The sequence below is a fragment of the Amycolatopsis speibonae genome (genome assembly GCF_042647925.1).
GTDB lineage: Bacteria > Actinomycetota > Actinomycetes > Mycobacteriales > Pseudonocardiaceae > Amycolatopsis > Amycolatopsis speibonae.
Map to the genome: position 1 here is coordinate 63,677 of NZ_JBHRWK010000003.1, position 16,599 is coordinate 80,275.

Annotated in this window: 18 protein-coding genes; 11 read left to right on the forward strand and 7 right to left on the reverse strand. The window is 69.3% G+C overall.

Annotated features, from left to right (window positions below):
• Positions 1-92: 92 nt before the first annotated feature.
• Entirely contained in the window at positions 93-845 is a 753-nt protein-coding gene (locus tag ACFOSH_RS01160; protein ID WP_378236676.1) for an anti-sigma factor family protein, read from the reverse strand.
• Positions 842-1,393 carry a sigma-70 family RNA polymerase sigma factor gene (locus tag ACFOSH_RS01165; protein ID WP_034317190.1) on the reverse strand — a complete coding sequence of 184 codons (552 nt, stop codon included), beginning with the start codon at positions 1,391-1,393 and terminating at the stop codon, positions 842-844. Before ACFOSH_RS01165 ends, ACFOSH_RS01160 begins: the two co-directional genes overlap by 4 nt.
• A 283-nt stretch (positions 1,394-1,676) precedes the next feature.
• Here ACFOSH_RS01165 and ACFOSH_RS01170 point away from each other — a divergent pair, with 283 nt between their 5' ends.
• From ACFOSH_RS01170 to ACFOSH_RS01190, 5 genes are read left to right on the forward strand one after another with little or no spacing between them, the layout of a single operon-like run.
• Positions 1,677-2,237, forward strand: a complete 561-nt coding sequence (locus ACFOSH_RS01170) for a hypothetical protein (protein WP_378236678.1) — start codon at positions 1,677-1,679, stop codon at positions 2,235-2,237.
• Positions 2,221-2,988, forward strand: a complete 768-nt coding sequence (locus ACFOSH_RS01175; RefSeq protein ID WP_378236679.1) for a DUF4142 domain-containing protein — start codon at positions 2,221-2,223, stop codon at positions 2,986-2,988. The genes ACFOSH_RS01170 and ACFOSH_RS01175 overlap by 17 nt, the downstream gene beginning before the upstream one ends.
• Positions 2,981-3,586 carry a ferric reductase-like transmembrane domain-containing protein gene (locus tag ACFOSH_RS01180; RefSeq protein WP_378236680.1) on the forward strand — a complete coding sequence of 202 codons (606 nt, stop codon included), beginning with the start codon at positions 2,981-2,983 and terminating at the stop codon, positions 3,584-3,586. The genes ACFOSH_RS01175 and ACFOSH_RS01180 overlap by 8 nt, the downstream gene beginning before the upstream one ends.
• A gap of 32 nt (positions 3,587-3,618) precedes the next feature.
• Positions 3,619-3,855, forward strand: coding sequence for a ferredoxin (locus tag ACFOSH_RS01185; protein WP_378236681.1), 237 nt, complete (start codon positions 3,619-3,621; stop codon positions 3,853-3,855).
• Positions 3,848-5,200, forward strand: coding sequence for an NAD(P)/FAD-dependent oxidoreductase (locus ACFOSH_RS01190; RefSeq protein ID WP_378236682.1), 1,353 nt, complete (start codon positions 3,848-3,850; stop codon positions 5,198-5,200). The genes ACFOSH_RS01185 and ACFOSH_RS01190 overlap by 8 nt, the downstream gene beginning before the upstream one ends.
• A 566-nt stretch (positions 5,201-5,766) precedes the next feature.
• On the opposite strand, the gene ACFOSH_RS01195 is transcribed toward ACFOSH_RS01190, so the two are convergent.
• On the reverse strand, positions 5,767-6,219 hold the full coding sequence (locus tag ACFOSH_RS01195) for a winged helix-turn-helix transcriptional regulator (RefSeq protein ID WP_378236683.1): 453 nt from the start codon (positions 6,217-6,219) through the stop codon (positions 5,767-5,769).
• Between the two features lie 69 nt (positions 6,220-6,288).
• Here ACFOSH_RS01195 and ACFOSH_RS01200 point away from each other — a divergent pair, with 69 nt between their 5' ends.
• Positions 6,289-7,437, forward strand: coding sequence for an MFS transporter (locus tag ACFOSH_RS01200; protein ID WP_378236684.1), 1,149 nt, complete (start codon positions 6,289-6,291; stop codon positions 7,435-7,437).
• Here the strand turns inward: ACFOSH_RS01200 and ACFOSH_RS01205 are convergent.
• Genes ACFOSH_RS01205 through ACFOSH_RS01220 form a run of 4 tightly spaced genes read right to left on the reverse strand, consistent with a single transcriptional unit; the run spans position 7,421 to position 11,060 of the window.
• The gene (locus ACFOSH_RS01205; RefSeq protein WP_378236685.1) at positions 7,421-8,572 is read right to left on the reverse strand and encodes an acetyl-CoA C-acetyltransferase; all 1,152 of its coding nucleotides are present in this window, start codon (positions 8,570-8,572) and stop codon (positions 7,421-7,423) included. The two genes, ACFOSH_RS01200 and ACFOSH_RS01205, sit on opposite strands and share 17 nt — an antisense overlap.
• On the reverse strand, positions 8,565-9,170 hold the full coding sequence (locus ACFOSH_RS01210; RefSeq protein WP_378236734.1) for a TetR/AcrR family transcriptional regulator: 606 nt from the start codon (positions 9,168-9,170) through the stop codon (positions 8,565-8,567). The genes ACFOSH_RS01205 and ACFOSH_RS01210 overlap by 8 nt, the downstream gene beginning before the upstream one ends.
• Before the next feature lie 7 nt (positions 9,171-9,177).
• Complete coding sequence (locus ACFOSH_RS01215; RefSeq protein ID WP_378236686.1) at positions 9,178-9,945, reverse strand: SDR family oxidoreductase; 768 nt, start codon at positions 9,943-9,945, stop codon at positions 9,178-9,180.
• Positions 9,942-11,060: an acyl-CoA dehydrogenase family protein gene (locus tag ACFOSH_RS01220; RefSeq protein WP_378236687.1), complete on the reverse strand. Its 1,119-nt coding sequence runs from the start codon at positions 11,058-11,060 to the stop codon at positions 9,942-9,944. Before ACFOSH_RS01220 ends, ACFOSH_RS01215 begins: the two co-directional genes overlap by 4 nt.
• Positions 11,061-11,131: 71 nt before the next feature.
• Between ACFOSH_RS01220 and ACFOSH_RS01225 the strand changes: the two genes are divergently transcribed.
• Genes ACFOSH_RS01225 through ACFOSH_RS01245 form a run of 5 tightly spaced genes read left to right on the forward strand, consistent with a single transcriptional unit; the run spans position 11,132 to position 16,494 of the window.
• Positions 11,132-12,622, forward strand: a complete 1,491-nt coding sequence (locus ACFOSH_RS01225; RefSeq protein WP_378236688.1) for a FadD3 family acyl-CoA ligase — start codon at positions 11,132-11,134, stop codon at positions 12,620-12,622.
• Positions 12,619-13,458, forward strand: a complete 840-nt coding sequence (locus tag ACFOSH_RS01230) for an enoyl-CoA hydratase (protein WP_378236690.1) — start codon at positions 12,619-12,621, stop codon at positions 13,456-13,458. Before ACFOSH_RS01225 ends, ACFOSH_RS01230 begins: the two co-directional genes overlap by 4 nt.
• A complete protein-coding gene (locus ACFOSH_RS01235) occupies positions 13,458-14,591 on the forward strand; it encodes an acyl-CoA dehydrogenase family protein (protein WP_378236691.1) in 1,134 nt (377 codons plus the stop codon). The genes ACFOSH_RS01230 and ACFOSH_RS01235 overlap by 1 nt, the downstream gene beginning before the upstream one ends.
• The gene (locus ACFOSH_RS01240; RefSeq protein ID WP_378236692.1) at positions 14,588-15,517 is read left to right on the forward strand and encodes an acyl-CoA dehydrogenase family protein; all 930 of its coding nucleotides are present in this window, start codon (positions 14,588-14,590) and stop codon (positions 15,515-15,517) included. The genes ACFOSH_RS01235 and ACFOSH_RS01240 overlap by 4 nt, the downstream gene beginning before the upstream one ends.
• A complete protein-coding gene (locus ACFOSH_RS01245) occupies positions 15,514-16,494 on the forward strand; it encodes an acyl-CoA dehydrogenase family protein (RefSeq protein ID WP_378236693.1) in 981 nt (326 codons plus the stop codon). Before ACFOSH_RS01240 ends, ACFOSH_RS01245 begins: the two co-directional genes overlap by 4 nt.
• Positions 16,495-16,599: the final 105 nt, after the last annotated feature.

Below are 16,599 nucleotides of genomic sequence, written 5' to 3' on the forward strand. Positions count from 1 at the left end.
TTTGCCGAATATCCATCCGGCTACTGGGAGATACGGTTCCCGACGACAAGCGGTTCAAAAAGCGATCCCGCCGTTATCTTTCCGTTATATGACTAGCGGCGCACGACGGCCAGCACGGTGCCGTCCTGCTTGTGCACCTCGAAGCGTTCGATGTCGGCCTTCCGCAACGCCGTCGAGCCTGTGACGACAAGAGGCTCCGGGGAGCCGGGTACGCCGTACCCCTTGGACGGCACGCTCCAGTTGTTGACGACGTAGGCGTCTCCGCCGTGGGAGTAGGCGAAGAGCTGGCAGGTCATCGGCCCGATGAGGCCGCGCAGTTCGAGTTCGACCGCGCTGCCCCACTCCTTGTCCTGGACCGTGACTTCGGCGGCGACCGCGTTGCCCGCCTCGGACCAGCCGAAGGGGGCGGCGCCGCCGTCCGGGCCCGCCTCGCGGGACAGCGGCGCGGGCGACGGCACCACCGAGGTGACGACGGTGGGCGCGGCCTGCGTGACGACCGGTTCACGGTCGGTGAGCGAAAGAACGGTGAGCGGTCCGCCGACGACGAGCACGAGCACGGCGGCGGCCGTCGCGAGCCGGATGACCTTGCGACGGCGGCCCGCCCTGGCGGCGTCCGCGAGCAGCATCCGCAGCACCCGCGGCCCGGGGCCCTTCACGGGCGGATCCGGCCAGCTCTTCTTGACCATGTCGAGGATGTCGGGCAGGTGGTACATCTCCACCAGCTCGACCTGACACTCGGGGCACTCCAGCAGATGCGCCTCGAAATGGGCGTGATCCTCCTCGCCGAGGACGCCCAGCACGTAGGCGGCGATATCCGTGTGCGGCTCTCCGGACACCTCGCTCACCCCCGCTCCTGCAGCGCCCTGCGCAGCGCGCGCACAGCGTGGTGGATCCGCGATTTCACCGTACCCGGCGGAACCCCGAGCGTCGCCGCGACCTCGTTCACGGTGCGGTCACGCAGGTAGGTCTGCTGGACGGCTTCACGTTGCTCCGGGGAGAGATTGCGCAGGGCCTCGTAAACGATCATGGCCGCGAGCGTCTTCTCCGATTCGTCCGGCACTCCGATCGAATCCGACTCGAGTTCCTCCACCTCTTGAGGGCGGGCGCTCCGGCTCCGCCAGCCGTCGATGACGATGCGCCTGGCCACGGTGAACAGCCAGGCACGCAGCATTTCCGGCTGCCGGTCGAGTTTGCCGGCGTTGCGCCACGCCTTGATGAGCGTCTCCTGGACCACGTCCTCGGCCCACTGGCGATCGTGGCCGGTCAGCTTCAGCACGAACGCCATCAGGCTCGATCCGAACTCCTGGTACAACGCCCTGATGAGGTCGTCATGCCCGTTCGAAGCGGGTTCATGATCGACTATTGGCTGCAGTATCCGAGAGTGGCGTCCCACGCGGCACATCTTTGTGCGATCAGGGGCGATAAGTCCAGTACCAAAACTGTTCCTGCCCGGTTCACCGAGCGTGGCAAAGTTTTTTGAACCGTTCCCGACTCGTGACCGTATCCCCTACCGAAGACCCCGACCCGGCGCTGTCCCCCGCATCGCCGAATCCACTGTGGATCATGAGAGTCCGGCTTGAATGTCCGACTTGACCGTCCACAGTGGACTTGAACCTGCCTGCACACCATCTCCCCGCGGCGATGGCGTTCTCCTCTGCCCCGACAGGAGGATTTCCGTGAACCCCGTGTCACGCTCGGTCATACCTCTGACCCTCACCTTGTCCGCGATCGCGCTGACCGCGGCCTGCACCACCGGTACCGCGGGACCGAACGGCTCTCCCGGCGCGGCCCCCGCCGCCGGCGTGGCGCAGATGCCGGGAATGCCCGACCCGGCTGCCGAACCGGCCCCCGGTGTCACGGCGGCGATCCTGTTCGACCTCGGACCGATCGTCACCGACACGAACGGCTTCACGCTTTACCGCTACGACAAGGACACCGTCAACCCGCCCAAGTCGAACTGCGTCGAAACCTGCTCGCAGACCTGGATTCCCGCCAAGGCCGACGGCGACCTCGTGGTGACCGGGATCGACCGCGCACTGATCGGCACCGTGACCAGGGGCGACGGCGTCGAGCAGGTCACCCTCGCGGGCTGGCCGCTCTACCGCAACGCGAAGGACGCGATGCCCGGCAACACCGGCGGGCAGGGCGCCGACGACGCGTGGTTCCCGATCAAACCGGACGGCACGAAAGTGCTGCTCACCGCGGACACCTGGCAGGCCGATGACCTCGGCATCTGATCTCCCCCGATTCTCCCGTCCGCTGATCGTGCTGCTGGCGACGGCCGCGGTGACCCTCCTCGGCCCCGCCGGTGAAGCGCACGCCCAAGAGCTCAGCGCGGCGGACAAGAACCTGATCGTCAACGTCAAACTGGCCGGGCTGTGGGAGATGCCCGCCGGGATGTGGGCGCAGGAACGCGGGAAGAGCAAGCGGGTCCGCGAAGTCGGCCGGACGCTGATGATCGACCACGGCAGGCTCGACACCGCGACACACGCCATCGCCGACAAGTTCGGCATCACCCTGCCGCGCGAACCGTCGGACCAGCAGTCGGCGTGGCTCGGCGAGATGAAGGCCGCCCGCGACGACACCGAGTTCGACCGGATCTTCACCAACCGGCTCCGGTACGCGCACGGCGTGCTGTTCCCCCTCATCTCCCAGGTCAGGGCCGGTACCCGCAACGACGTCGTGCGCGACTACGCCACCACGGCCAACCAGGCCGTGCTGCGGCATATGACCCTGCTGGAAAGCACCGGTCTCGTCGACCAGTCGCTGATGCCGGAGGCCCCGGTGCCCCAGGCGAACACGGCCAACGCCGCGATGGACGTCGGTTTCGGCGACCTCGCCCTCGGCCTGCTGCTCGCGGTGGTGCTCGGCGGTGGACTGTTCTTCGCCGTCCGGACCCTGCGCAGCAAGAACACCCGGACCCGCAAACGCGCGGCCGCCGACGAACCGGAACCGGTTCCCAGTGCCCCAGGAGCGACCCATGTATGACCAGTGGTCCGAGGTGGTGCTCGTCCTGACCCAGAAGACGGACACGGACCCCGGTATCAAGGGCATGGCGCAGACCTCCGCCCGGATCGCGTACGGCTTCATGTGCCTGACCCTGTGCTGGGGCGTGTTCACCGCGACCGGCTGGATCACATCGCTGACCGGGCGGAAGGCGCTGCGCAACTCGCATATGGTGCTCGGCATCCTTGCGCTGTCGTTCGGCGTCGTGCACGCGATGTCGTTCCTGTTCCTGCCCGACGGTTTCACCCTGGCGCAGATCTCGATCCCGCTCCTGCCGGGCACGCTGGCGCGCCACGAACTCGGCGTCATCGGGCTCGAGGTCATGATCGCCGTCTCGCTGACCGGCGGGATCAGCCGGTTCAGTTCCTACCGGCGCTTTCTGTGGATCCACCGGCTCGCCTATCCGGCGGTCGCGATCACGGCACTGCACTCGTTCTTCGGTGCCATGGCCAACGGGCACCTCGGCCTCCTGTGGTTCGGCGGGATCACCCTGCTGGTCCCGGCGGTCCTGCTGACCGCCCTGCGGTTCACGCCAACCCGGTACCTGGAACGGCTGGGCCTGGTCGAGGAACTGGTCTGACCGGGGAGCGAAACGACTTGGAGAAACGAAAAATGATCTTCGGAAGCGTCCGGCGCGGCACGCGTGTCAGCGTCGACAACGAGCGGTGCGAGATCTTCGGGTTCTGCGAGATGGAAGCACCGGCCACGTTCAAGATCGGCCCGGACGGCAAGCTCCGCATCCGCCGGATGATCGACCGGGATGGCTTGGACCAGGCCATTTCCGCGGCCAGGCTCTGCCCGAAACAAGCCATCAGAGTCAAGGGAGAAGGAGCGTACGACGATGAGTGACGGAGATCGGATCGTCATCGTCGGTGCGGGCGTCGCCGGGCTCCGTTCCGCGGAACGCCTGCGGGAACTCGGCTTCGACGGCGAGATCGTGCTGGTCGGCGACGAACCGCGCAAGCCGTATCACCGGCCGATGGTGTCGAAAGAACTCGTCACCGGCGGGGTGAAACCGGTGGCCGCGAGCCTGGAGCCGTACCTAGACCTCGACGTCCACTGGCGGCTCGGCACCCGCGCGACCTGGCTCGACACCAAGGAACGCACGGTGCACCTGCCGGGCGGGGAATCCCTTTGGTACGACGGCCTGATCGTCGCGACCGGGGTCTACCCCCGTCATCTCCCCGGCTCGCCGCGCCACGACCCGCGGGTCCGTGTGCTGCGCACCGTGGAGGATTCACTGGCCGTCCGGCGGGCTTTGGGGAACAGCAACAAATCCGTCGTGGTGATCGGCAGCGGCCTCATCGGGAACGAGTTCGCCGCGTCGATGCGGTACATGGGCCGCGACGTCACGCTCATCGGCCACGCGAAAGCGCCTCTGCACCGCTTCGGGGAGCGGATCGCGTCGGCGCTCACCAAGGAACACCAGCATCACCGCGCCAAGCTGGCGATGAACACCGAGGTGCGGAACTGGATCAGCACCAAGGAGACGGTCGGGCTGCACCTGACCAACAACCAGTTCCTGGTGGCCAGCTGCGTGGTGCTCTCGATCGGCAGCGTGCCCGCCGTGGACTGGCTGCGCGGCTCGGAGCTGACCATCGACGACGGTGTCCTGTGCGATCCCGCGCTGTTCGCCGTCGGGGCGGAGGACGTCGTGGTCGCCGGCGACGTGGCGAAATGGCCGAATCTGCGGATCGACGAGACCCCGCGCCGGGTCGAGCACTGGATGAACGGCGTCGAATCCGGGCGTGCGGCGGCGGAAAGCCTGATGCTGGGCCGGGGCAACGCGCGGCCGTACACCCCGCTCCCCCGCGCTTGGTCGTCCCTGTACGACGCGCGGCTTCAGACCGTCGGGATGCCGTCGCTGGGCAAGGACACGATCGAACTTTCCGACGGGGTCACCGGTTTCGTCCGCGACGGCAGGCTCGTCGGCGCGGCGGGCTGGGATCGGCCGAAGGCGATGATCCACTGGGCCGCCGAACTCGACCGGCGGCTGCCGGTGCCCGAGCCGGTGTTCCCCGTCCCCGCCGCGGAGCCTTCGTTCGCCGCGAGTGCCACGGGCGGCGGCGCCGAGCCGACGCCGATCGGAGAGGACATCCTCGCCCCGTTCGAACGGGACTTCCTGTCCGACACCCCGACCGCGGCCGTACCCGCACAGGAGGAGATGCCCTGGGCTCGCGTTCCCGCCGGGTGACCCGGGTTCGCGACCGGACCGGGGCCGCGCGCGGCGGCCGCGGTCCCCTCAGGTGGCGGTGGGCAGCCGGGCCTCCGCACCCACCGCCACCCCTTGGGGCGCCGGGAGGATCCGGGACCGACGGTGATTCGGGCTCCGTCGGGAACCGTCCTTCACGGCTCTCCGCATCCGGTCGGGGCCCTTCCAGGCAGGACTCACCTGGGAGGGCCCCGATCTATGACTTCGTGACTCGCGTGACCAGGGACGTGACTCGCGTGACTGGATACTGCACTCAGGTGTGCGGCGCTGATCACGCGAGTTCCGTCCCTGATCACGCGAGTGCGGCGTCGCATCACGCGAGTGCGGGTGGACTTCACCGCATCGCACGCGCGGACGGCTCCTTCGCGGCGAGCGGCCCACGGCGGAAACACGTTGCGAAAGTGGCTTTCACGACACCGCCCGCCGAGGTAGTGGCCAGAGGGCAGGGGTGCTCACCCGGCACAGACGCTCGCCAAGTCCGTGAAGGTCTCCTTGCCTACCCTGAAGGTAGTGAAGGAGGCCTTCACGGACTTGGCCGTCCTCGCCACTCACGAGGCCGGCGCCTTCACCACCACGGTGTCGTCCGGCCCGACGACGCGGCCGTCCGAGGCGTGGACCTCGAGCCCCCGCAGCGGACGCCCGCCGTCGCGGTCCACCAGTTCCGACCGCGGCTCGCCCTCGGCGAAGAAATGCGCCTCGCCCCACTGCCGCAGCGCGACGATCACCGGGAACAGGTCGCGCCCCTTGGCCGTCAGGACGTACTCGCTGTACGTGCTCCCGTCCGAAGCCGGGACCACGTCGAGCACCCCGTGCCCGACGAGCGCCCGCAGCCGTGCGGACAGGATGTTCTTCGCGACGCCGAGGCCGCGCTGGAACTCACCGAAGCGGCGGACGCCGTCGAAGGCGTCGCGCACGATCAGGAGCGACCACCAGTCGCCGATCGTGTCGACCGAGCGCGCCACCGGGCACGGGGCTTCGTCGAACGTCGTCCGCTTCACCATGGTTGCATCTTACTACCGGAATGCCCTACCGTCGCCAGTGGTAGCAAGTTGAAACCATCTGGAGGGATTGTGCGTCGCGGAGTCGTCCTGTTGTTCGCCGTGGCCGCCGGGACGGCCGTCGCCACGATCTACTTCGCCCAGCCCTTGCTCGTCACCATGGGCGCCGACCTCGGGATCGCCGCGTCGACCGTCGGCGGCATCGTCACGCTGACGCAGCTCGGCTACGGACTCGGCCTGTTCCTCCTGGTCCCGCTCGGCGACCTGCTCGACAGGCGACGGCTCGTCGCCGGGCTGCTGGCGCTCCTGGCGATCGCCGAACTGGTCGCCGCGACCGCCGCGAACGGCGTGGTGCTGCTCGCCGGGATGCTGGCGATCGGCGTGCTCGCGGTGGTCACCCAGCTCCTGGTCGCGTTCGCCGCGTCGCTGGCCGCCCCCGCCGAACGCGGGCGTGTCGTCGGTCTCGTGACGACCGGCGTCGTCCTCGGGATCCTGCTCGCGCGCACGGTGTCCGGCACGCTGGCCGACCTCGCCGGCTGGCGCGCGGTGTACGTCGCGTCCGCGGGCGTGACCGTGCTGATCGCGATCGTGCTGTACCGCGTGCTGCCCTCCTCGACCGGAAACGGCATGGACTACCGGCGGCTGTTGCGTTCCACGCTGTCGCTTTTCGTCGAGGAACCCGTCTTCCGGACGCGCGGAACGCTCGCGCTGCTGATCTTCGCCGCGTTCGGCACGCTGTGGAGTTCCGTCGCCCTGCCGCTCACCGAGGACGGCCTGTCGCACACCGCCATCGGCGCGTTCGGGCTGGCCGGGGCGGCGGGCGCGCTGGCGGCGGCACCGGCCGGACGGCTCGCGGACCGCGGCCGGGCACAGTGGACGACCGGACTGGCGCTGGGCCTGCTCCTGCTGTCGTGGCTGCCGCTGGGTTTCACGCGCGCGTCACTCTGGGCCTTGGTGGCGGGCGCCATCCTGCTCGACCTCGCCGTCCAGGCCGTGCACGTCACGAGCCAGACGCTGATCTACCCGCTCCGGCCGGACGCCGGCAGCAGGCTGATCGGCGGGTACATGATCTTCTACTCCGTCGGCAGCGGCGTGGGCGCCATCGGCTCGACAGCCGTCTACGCCGTCGCGGGCTGGACCGGTGTCTGCCTGCTCGGCGCGGCTTTCAGCGCGTCGGCGCTCATCGTCTGGAGCAGGCAGAGCGTCAAAGCCGCTCGATGATCGTGACGTTCGCCGTTCCGCCGCCTTCGCACATCGTCTGCAGCCCGTAGCGGCCGCCGCGCCGTTCGAGTTCGTGCAGCAGGGTCGCGAACAGTTTCGTCCCGGTCGCCCCGATGGGATGGCCGAGCGCGATCCCGCCGCCGTTGACGTTGACGCGGTCCGGATCGGCGCCCGTCTCCTCGATCCACGCCAGGACGACGCTCGCGAACGCCTCGTTGACCTCGAACAGGTCGATGTCCTCGATACTCAGCCCGGTTTTCCGCAGCGCGTGCGCGGTCGCCGGGATCGGCCCGGTGAGCATCCACACCGGGTCGGCCGCCCGCACCGAAAGATGGTGGATCCTGGCGCGCGGGGTGATGCCGTGTTCCTCGACGAACTTCTCCGACGCGATGAGTGTCGCGCTGGCGCCGTCCGAGATCTGGCTGGCCACCGCCGCGGTGATGCGCGAACCGTCGCTGAGCGGCTTCAGCCCGGCCATCCGCTCCAAGCTGGTGTCGCGCCTGGGCCCCTCGTCCAGGCCGACGCCGCCGAACGGCGAGGTTTCGGCGGCGAACCGGCCTTCGTCGATGGCCGCGATCGCGCGCTGATGGCTGCGGAAGGCGTACTCCTCCATCGCTTCGCGGGTCAGATCCCAGTGCTCGGCGATCATGTCGGCGCTGCGGAACTGCGAAACCTCGACGCTGCCGTAGCGCTCCTGCCAGCCCTTCGAGCCGGAGAACGGGTCTTCGAACCCGTACTCGCGCCCGGCCAGCATCGCCGCGCCGATCGGGACGGCGCTCATGTTCTGCACGCCGCCGGCGAGCACGAGGTCCATCGTCCCGGACAGCACCGCCTGCGCGGCGAAGTGCACGGCCTGCTGGCTCGAACCGCACTGCCTGTCGATCGTCACGCCCGGCACGTGGTGCCCGAAGCCCGCCGCGAGCCACGCCGTCCGCGCGATGTTCCCGGACTGCGGCCCGAGTGTGTCGCAGCAGCCGAGGATGACGTCGTCGACCAGGTCGGCGTCGACACCCGATCGTTCGACGACGGCCTGGATGACGTGGGCGCCGAGGTCGGCGGAGTGGACGCCGCTGAGCGCTCCCCCGCGTTTGCCGACGGGGGTCCGGACCGCGTCCAGTACGTAAGCTTCAGCCACGGCGCTTCCTTGTCTTCGTCGCGATGCCGTCCAGGAGGATCCCGAGGTACTGCTGAGCGACGTCGTCCGCGCTCAGCGATCCGTCGGGGTTGTACCAACGCACCGCCACCCAGACGGTGTCGCGGATGAACCGGTAGGTGAGTTCGACGTCGAGGTCCTCGCGGAACACGCCGGCCGCGATGCCGTCGGTGAGGATCGCGTTCCACAGTTTGCGGAATTCGGTGTTGCGGTCGGTGAGGTAGTCGAAGCGCGGCAACTGCATCAGGTGCTTCGCTTCGGACTGGTAGATCGCCACCTCGGCGGGCCGCCGGTGAATGGATTCGAACGATGCCACGACGACGGCTTCGAGCGTTTCCCGCGGGCCTCTGCCTTCCGCGACGATCTCGGCGTAGGCGCCGAAGAGCTCGTCGAGGAACACGGTGAGGATCTCGTCGGCCATCGACTCCTTCGAGTCGAAATGGTGGTAGAGGCTGCCCGAAAGGATTCCCGCCGCGTCCGCGATGTCCCGCACGGTGGTGGAGACGTAACCGCGCTCGGCGAACAGCTTCGCCGCGAGGGCGAGCAGTTCGGCGCGGCGGGACCCTGGGCTGGACTTCATCGGTACCTCACGCATGCTGGGAACTCACGGACACGACCTCGCCGGTGAGGTACGACGAGTACTCACTGGCGAGGAACACCATCACATTCGCCACTTCCCAGGGTTCCGCCGCCCTCCCCGACACCTCGCGCGCGGTGAGTTCGGTGAGCAGTTCCTCGCTGGTCACCTTGGCCAGGAACGGATGCATCGCCAGGCTCGGCGCGACGGCGTTGACCCGGATGCCGTGTTCGGCGACGTCGACGGCCGCGCAGCGGGTGAGCGCCATGACGCCCGCCTTCGCGGCGGCGTAGTGCGCTTGCCCGGCCTGCGCGCGCCAGCCGATCACGGACGCGTTGTTGACGATCACCCCGCCGCCGCCCTGCTCGATGAACCGGTTCACCGCGGCCCTCGTCGCGCGGAACGTGCCGTTGAGCGTCACGTCGATGACCCGCACCCATTCTTCGTCCGCCATGTCCACTATGGACTTCGTGCCGCCGAGGCCGGCGTTGTTGACGAGCACGTCGATCCGGCCGTAGTGCGCGGCGGCTCCGTCGATGAGCGCCCGCACCTGGTCCTCCTGCGTGACGTCACAGGGAATCGCGTGGACGTCGCCGAGTTCGGCCGCCTTCTCGCCGAGGCGCCGCTCGTGCCAGTCGCTGATCACGACGCGGGCGCCCTCTTCGAGCGCGCGTTTCGCCACCGCGGAACCGATCCCGGTGCCGGCCGCCGCCGTCACCACGACCACCTTGTTCCGCAGGAGATTCGCCCCCTCGGGGTACTTCGGCACCGGAATCACGGTCGCACCTCTCTTGGCAGGCCGAGCACCCGCTCGGCGATGACGTTGCGCTGGATCTCGTTGGAGCCACCGTAGATCGTGTCGGCCCGGGTGAAGAGGAAGAGCCGTTGCCAGGCGTCGAGCCCGTCTTCCGCGAGCATGCCCCGCGCGCCGCGGACGAGCATCGCCAGCTCTCCCAGGTCCCGGTGCCAGTTCGCCCAGACCAGTTTGGACACTTCGGCCACGCCGGGCGACGAGTCGCCGAGGGTGCGGATCGCCTGTGCCCGCATGACCTCCAGGCCGACCCAGGCGCGGTCGATCCGCTCGGCGATCACCGGGTCGTCCGGCGCGATCCTGGTGAGTTCTTCCAATTCCCGGCGGAAGCCGACCTGTTGCCCGAGCGTCGCGACGCCGCGTTCGAAGGCGAGGGTGCCCATCGCCACCCGCCAGCCGTCGCCGGGTTCGCCGACGACCAGGCCCTTCGCCGTGCGGGCGCCGTCGAAGAAGACTTCGTTGAACTCCGACGTCCCGGTGAGCTGCTGGATCGGCCGGACCTCGACGCCGGGCTGCCGCATCGGGACGAGCAAATAGGACAGTCCTTTGTGGCGTTTCGAACCGGGTTCGGTCCTGGCGAGGACGAAACACCAGTCGGCCACGTGCGCGAGCGACGTCCACACCTTCTGGCCGTTCAACACCCACTCGTCGCCTTCGAGGGTCGCGGTGGTCGACACCGCGGCGAGATCGGAGCCGGCGCCGGGTTCGGAATAGCCCTGACACCACAGTTCCTCGACGGCCACGATCGGCGGCAGGAACCGTTTCTGTTGCTCCGGCGTACCGAACGCGATCAAGGTCGGGCCCAGGAGTTCCTGGGCCAGATGACTCACCCGCGCCGGGGCGCCCGCTCTCGCGTACTCCTCGTGGAACACGACCTGTTGTTCCAGCGTCGCACCCTGCCCGCCGTGCTCGACCGGCCAGCCGACGCAGGTCCAGCCCGCCGCGGCGAGACGCCGTTCCCACTCCACCCGTTCTTCGAAGGCTTCGTGTTCGCGCCCCGGACCGCCCAAACCACGCAGTTCCGGCGGCAGGTTGTCCGCCAGCCAGGTGCGCACACGGTCGCGGAAACCGTCCTGAGCCACACGTGCCTCCTCTAGCCAAACCAGAGCCTGCTGCGTAGGCTACCCTACCAAGCACTTGCTAGGGAGGCTCGATGTCGAAAGGGACCATCCCGGCGGCGCTCGACGAGGCCGCGGAGCGCTTCGCCGGACGGGAAGCACTCGTCGACGGCGAAGTCCGGCTCACCTATGCCGAACTCGCGCGGCGGGTGCGGCAAGCGGCGCGGTTCTTCGAAGGCCATGAACGGATCGCGATCTGTTCCCCCAACACCTGGCACTGGGTCGTCGCCGGACTCGGCGCGCTGCACGCCGGCGCGACCCTGATCCCGGTCAACACCCGGTTCACCGCCGGCGAAACCATCGACGTCCTCGAACGTGCGCGGGTTTCGGCGCTGGTGATCACCGGAACGTTCCTCGGCACGGACCGGCTGGCCGACCTCGGCTCCTCGGTGCCCGGCACGGTGCTGCGGATCCCCGTCGAGGGCACTGAAGAGCCAGTCGAAGGCGTCACCGAATGGGACGCGCTCGACGGTCTCGACAGTGATTTCGTCAGCCAGGTGGAGCCCGGCGACGTCAGCGACATCCTGTTCACCTCCGGGACCACGGGCCGCAGCAAGGGTGCGATGAGCAGCCACCGCCAGGCGCTGAGCGTCGCCGAGGCTTGGGCCGACTGCGGTGAGCTGACCGAGGAAGACCGCTACCTCGTGATCAACCCGTTCTTCCACAGCTTCGGGTACAAGGCGGGCATCGTCGCCGCCGTGCTGCGCGGGGCCACGATCCTGCCGCAGCGCACGTTCGACGTCCGGGAAACCTTGCGGCTCATCGAAACCGAGCGTGTCACGGTGCTGCCCGGTGCCCCGACGATCCATCAGGTGCTGCTGGACGCGCCCGAACGCGCGAACCACGATCTGTCCAGCCTGCGGCTCGCCGTGACCGGGGCCGCCACGGTGCCGGTCACCCTCGTCGAACGCATGCAGACGGAACTGAGTTTCGAGACCGTGCTCACCGCGTACGGGCTCACCGAAGCCGTCGTGGCGACGATGTCGCGCCCTGGCGACGACGCGAAACTGGTGGCGAACTACACCGGCCGCGCGACGGCGGGCTTCGAGGTGCGGCTCGGCGAACACGACGAGGTCCTGCTGCGCGGGCCCAACGTGATGCTCGGCTATCTCGACGATCCGGAGGCCACCGCGGCGGCCGTGGACGCGGACGGCTGGCTGCACACCGGCGATGTCGGCGTGCTGAACGAACTCGGCTACCTGAAGATCGTCGACCGGATCAAGGACATGTACGTCTGCGGCGGGTTCAACGTCTACCCGGCCGAGATCGAGCAGGTGCTCAGCAGGCTGGACGGCGTCGCGGAGTCCGCTGTCGTCGGTGTGCCGGACCACCGGCTCGGCGAAGTCGGCAAGGCCTTCGTCCGGCTGCGTCCCGGAGCGGAACTGTCCACAGAGGACGTACTGGCTCGGTGTAAGGCCGAGTTGGCCAACTACAAGATTCCTCGATTTGTCGACTTCGTCGCGGAGCTTCCGCGAAACCTGTCGGGCAAGGTACTGAAACGCGTGTTGCGGGAGGAGAACGGATGACCGTCGAGTACGAGCGACGCGGGCCGGTGGCCGTCGTCACGATGAACCGGCCGGAGTACCGGAACGCGCAGAACTCGGCGATGACCTACGCGCTCGACGCCGCGTTCACCCGCGCCGTCGACGATCCCGAAGTCAAGGTGATCGTGCTGGCCGGGGCGGGCAAGCACTTCTCCGCCGGGCACGACATCGGCACGCCGGAACGCGACGTGGACGTCTCCTTCGAGCGCAAGGCCGTCCTGTGGTGGGACCACGTCGGCGCCGAGGGCGGTGACCAGCGGTTCGCGCGCGAGTCGGAGGTCTACCTCGGCATGTGCCGCCGGTGGCGCGAGATCCCGAAGCCGACCATCGCGAGTGTGCAGGGCGCGTGCATCGCGGGCGCGCTGATGCTGGCGTGGGTGTGCGACATGATCGTCGCCTCCGACGACGCGTTCTTCGCCGATCCCGTGGTGCGCATGGGGATTCCCGGCGTCGAGTACTTCGCGCATCCTTGGGTTCTAGGGCCGCGCGCGGCCAAGGAGGTGCTGTTCACCGGTGAGCGCTTCACGGCGCAGCAGGCCAAGGAATGGGGCATGCTGAACCGCGTCGTCCCCCGCGCCGACCTCGAAACCGAGACGATGGCGCTGGCGGAGAAGATCGCGGTGATGCCGCGGATGGGGCTCGCGCTCGCCAAGAAGGCCGTCAACCAGGCCGAAGACCTGATGGGCCTGCGGTCCGGAATGGACTCCGTGTTCGGGCTGCACCACTTCGCGCACGCGCACAACGCCGAGATGTCCGGCGGTGACTCGCTGGGCGGGCAGGACGCGCGCTCGATGCGGGACGCGAACAGGACCTCGTGATGGATCTCGATCTCGACGAGCGCACGCTCGCCTTCCGCGACGAGGCCCGTGCCTGGCTCGCCGCGAACGTTCCCGCCGAGCCGCTGAAGTCGTTCGACACCGCCGAAGGATTCGCTCAGCACCGCGAGTGGGAATCCCGGTTGGCCGACGCCCGCTGGTCGGTCGTCTCGTGGCCGCGCGAGTTCGGCGGCCGGGACGCGAGCCTCCTGGACTGGGTGCTGTTCGAGGAGGAATACTACGCGGCGGGTGCGCCGCTGCGGGTCAACCAGAACGGCATCTTCATGCTCGCGCCCACGCTGTTCTCCCATGGCACGGAAGAACAACAACGCCGCATCCTGCCGAGGATGGCGCGCTCGGAAGAGGTCTGGGCCCAGGCCTGGTCGGAACCCGAAGCGGGCAGCGACATCGCCGCTCTCCGGAGCACCGCGACCCGCTGCGACGGTGGCTGGCGGGTCAGCGGGCAGAAGACGTGGAGTTCACGGGCGACGTTCGCCGACCGGGCCTTCGGTCTGTTCCGCAGCGATCCGGATTCGGCGCGGCACAAGGGACTCACCTATCTGATGGTGGATCTGCGGGCCGAGGGTGTCACCGTCCGGCCGATCCCCCAGCTGGACGGCGAACCGGGCTTCGCGGAGATCTTCTTCGACGACGTCTTCGTCCCCGACGAGGACGTGATCGGCACGCCGGGCGAAGGCTGGCGGGTCGCGATGACGACGGCGAACAACGAACGCGGCCTGTCCTTGCGCAGTCCCGGCCGGTTCCTCGCCGCGGCCGACAGGCTGGTCTCGCTCTGGCAGGACAGCGGGCGCCCCGCGCACACCGCCGACAGGGTCGCCGACGCGTGGATCGGCGCGCGGGCCTATCAGCTGTACACCCTCGGCACGGTCACCCGCCTCGCGGACGGCGCCGAACTCGGGCCGGAATCGAGTGTCAACAAGCTGTTCTGGTCCCATCTCGACGTCGCCCTGCACGAAACCGCGCTCGACGTACTCGGCCCGGACGCCGAGCTGCGGGGCCGCTGGAGCGACGGCTGGCTGTTTTCCCTGGCGGGCCCGATCTACGGCGGGACCGACCAGATCCAGCGGTCCATCGTGGCCGAACGGCTGCTCGGCCTGCCGAAGGGGGCTCGATGAGGTTCGCGCTTTCCGGTGAGCAGGAGCAGTTCTCCTCGAGCCTGCACGATCTGCTGTCCGGTGTGGACACCGACTCGGCCAACCGGTCCTGGGCGGGCGGCGATCACGGCCCCGGTCTCAAGATCTGGCGGCGGCTGGCGGAGCTCGGGGTGACCGCGCTGGCCGTGCCCGCGAAGTACGACGGGCTCGGCGCCACCCCGGTCGATCTGGCCGTCGGCTTCGAGCGGCTCGGGTACCACTGCGTTCCCGGCCCGTGGACCGACACCGTGGCCGTGCTGCCGTCCTTGCTGGACGACGAACTGCTGACCTCTGTCGCGTCCGGTGAGACGCTGGCGTCGGTCGCGTTCGCGCCGCAGGTGCCGTACGCCTTGGATGCCGACGTCGCCGACGCGCGTCTCACCGTCGAGAACGGCAGGCTCCGCGCGTTCGCTCCCGGCGCCCTTTTGTCCTCTGTGGACAGTTCTCGTCGGCTGTTCCCGCCGGTGTCGGGAGACGATCTCGGCAGGGCGCTCGACGCGGACCGCGCGTTCGAACTGGGCTGCCTCGCCACCTCCGCGCACCTCCTCGGCGCGGGACGGTGGCTGCTCGACACCTCCGTCGCGTATGCCGCGCAACGCAAGCAGTACGGGCGGGAGATCGGCGGGTATCAGGCGGTCAAACACCTGCTGGCCGACGTCGCGACCGGGCTCGCGCTGGCCGAACCGCTACTGCTCGGCGCGGCCGTCACCCTGGACCCACGCGATGTCTCGGCCGCCAAGGTGGCGTGCGGCGACGCGGCGCATCTCGCCGCCCGGACCGGGCTGCAGGTGCACGGCGCGATCGGCTACACCGCGGAACACGCGCTCGGCCTGCGGCTGACCAGGGTCCGCGCGCTGGTCGGCGCCTGGGGCACGCCGCGGTTCCATCGGGAGCGGGTGCTGGCATGACGTTCACCGCCGAGCAAGACGCGCTGCGGGACAGCGTCCGGAAACTCCTGGACCGGGAAGCGGATCCTTGGCCGGAGCTGTGCGAGCAGATCGGTGTGGCGGCACTGGCCGTCCCCGAGCGGTTCGGCGGGCTCGGCGCCGGGACGGCGGACCTGCAAGTGGTCGCGGAGGAACTGGGCCGGGTTCTCGCCGACGTCCCGTTCCTCGGTTCGGCCGTGCTCGCCGTGCACGCGATTCTGGCCACCGGCGACGACGAGGCTTGCGAACGTCTGCTCCCCCGCCTCGCCGGAGGCGTGGTCGGCGCGGTGGCTTGGACCGACGCCGACGGCCGTTGGGACGCGCCCGCCTGCCGTGTCGCCGACTCCGCCGACTCCGTTGTGGAGGGCGAGGCGCACTACGTCCTCCACGGTGACGAGGCCGAGATCCTCCTGGTGGTGGCGGACGGCTCGCTGTACGAGGTCGCCGGGGCCCACCGTGTCCGGACCCCGGCGATGGACGAAACGCGACGGCTGGCCCGCGTGACCTTCGACCGTGCCCCGGCCCGGCTGCTCGGCCCTGTCGACCTCGGCGCGCTGCGCGACGTCGCGTGTGCTGTCCTGGCCGCCGAGCAGGCCGGGGCCGCCGCGCGCGCCTTCGAGCTGACAGTGGAGTACAGCAAGCAGCGGCACCAGTTCGGCAGGCCGATCGGCGGATTCCAGGCGCTCAAGCATCGGATGGCGGACCTCCACGTCCTGGTGGAAACCGCCCGCTCCGCGGCCTACGCGGCACCGGAGTCGAGCCGGCTGGCCGCGGTGGCGAAGGTGCACTGCTCGGAGGCGCTGGCGACGGTGGCGGGCGAGATGATCCAGCTGCACGGCGGGATCGCGATCACCTGGGAGCATCCTGCGCACCGCTACTTCAAGCGGGCTTATGGGGCGGCGCAGCTTTTCGGGTCGCCTGGCGAACACCTGGGGCGAGTGCGACCGCAGGTGTCGTGAGCCGGTGGACTGTGCGATCTGTGCCAAGCACCGCGGTGATGACCCGCTGGTGAGGCTGGTCATCTGGGTGGATGGACGGTCCTTCGTGGAGCGGGGCACCGGTGA

What these genes read in the sequence shown, in the direction of transcription:
- ACFOSH_RS01230 (WP_378236690.1), top strand. Translation starts at nt 12,619, where the DNA reads ATGACCGTCGAGTACGAGCGACGCGGGCCGGTGGCCGTCGTCACGATG.
- ACFOSH_RS01190 (WP_378236682.1), top strand. Translation starts at nt 3,848, where the DNA reads ATGAGTGACGGAGATCGGATCGTCATCGTCGGTGCGGGCGTCGCCGGG.
- ACFOSH_RS01175 (WP_378236679.1), top strand. Translation starts at nt 2,221, where the DNA reads ATGACCTCGGCATCTGATCTCCCCCGATTCTCCCGTCCGCTGATCGTG.
- ACFOSH_RS01195 (WP_378236683.1), bottom strand. Translation starts at nt 6,219, where the DNA reads ATGGTGAAGCGGACGACGTTCGACGAAGCCCCGTGCCCGGTGGCGCGC.
- ACFOSH_RS01210 (WP_378236734.1), bottom strand. Translation starts at nt 9,170, where the DNA reads ATGAAGTCCAGCCCAGGGTCCCGCCGCGCCGAACTGCTCGCCCTCGCG.
- ACFOSH_RS01180 (WP_378236680.1), top strand. Translation starts at nt 2,981, where the DNA reads ATGTATGACCAGTGGTCCGAGGTGGTGCTCGTCCTGACCCAGAAGACG.
- ACFOSH_RS01185 (WP_378236681.1), top strand. Translation starts at nt 3,619, where the DNA reads ATGATCTTCGGAAGCGTCCGGCGCGGCACGCGTGTCAGCGTCGACAAC.
- ACFOSH_RS01240 (WP_378236692.1), top strand. Translation starts at nt 14,588, where the DNA reads ATGAGGTTCGCGCTTTCCGGTGAGCAGGAGCAGTTCTCCTCGAGCCTG.
- ACFOSH_RS01225 (WP_378236688.1), top strand. Translation starts at nt 11,132, where the DNA reads ATGTCGAAAGGGACCATCCCGGCGGCGCTCGACGAGGCCGCGGAGCGC.
- ACFOSH_RS01245 (WP_378236693.1), top strand. Translation starts at nt 15,514, where the DNA reads ATGACGTTCACCGCCGAGCAAGACGCGCTGCGGGACAGCGTCCGGAAA.
- ACFOSH_RS01235 (WP_378236691.1), top strand. Translation starts at nt 13,458, where the DNA reads ATGGATCTCGATCTCGACGAGCGCACGCTCGCCTTCCGCGACGAGGCC.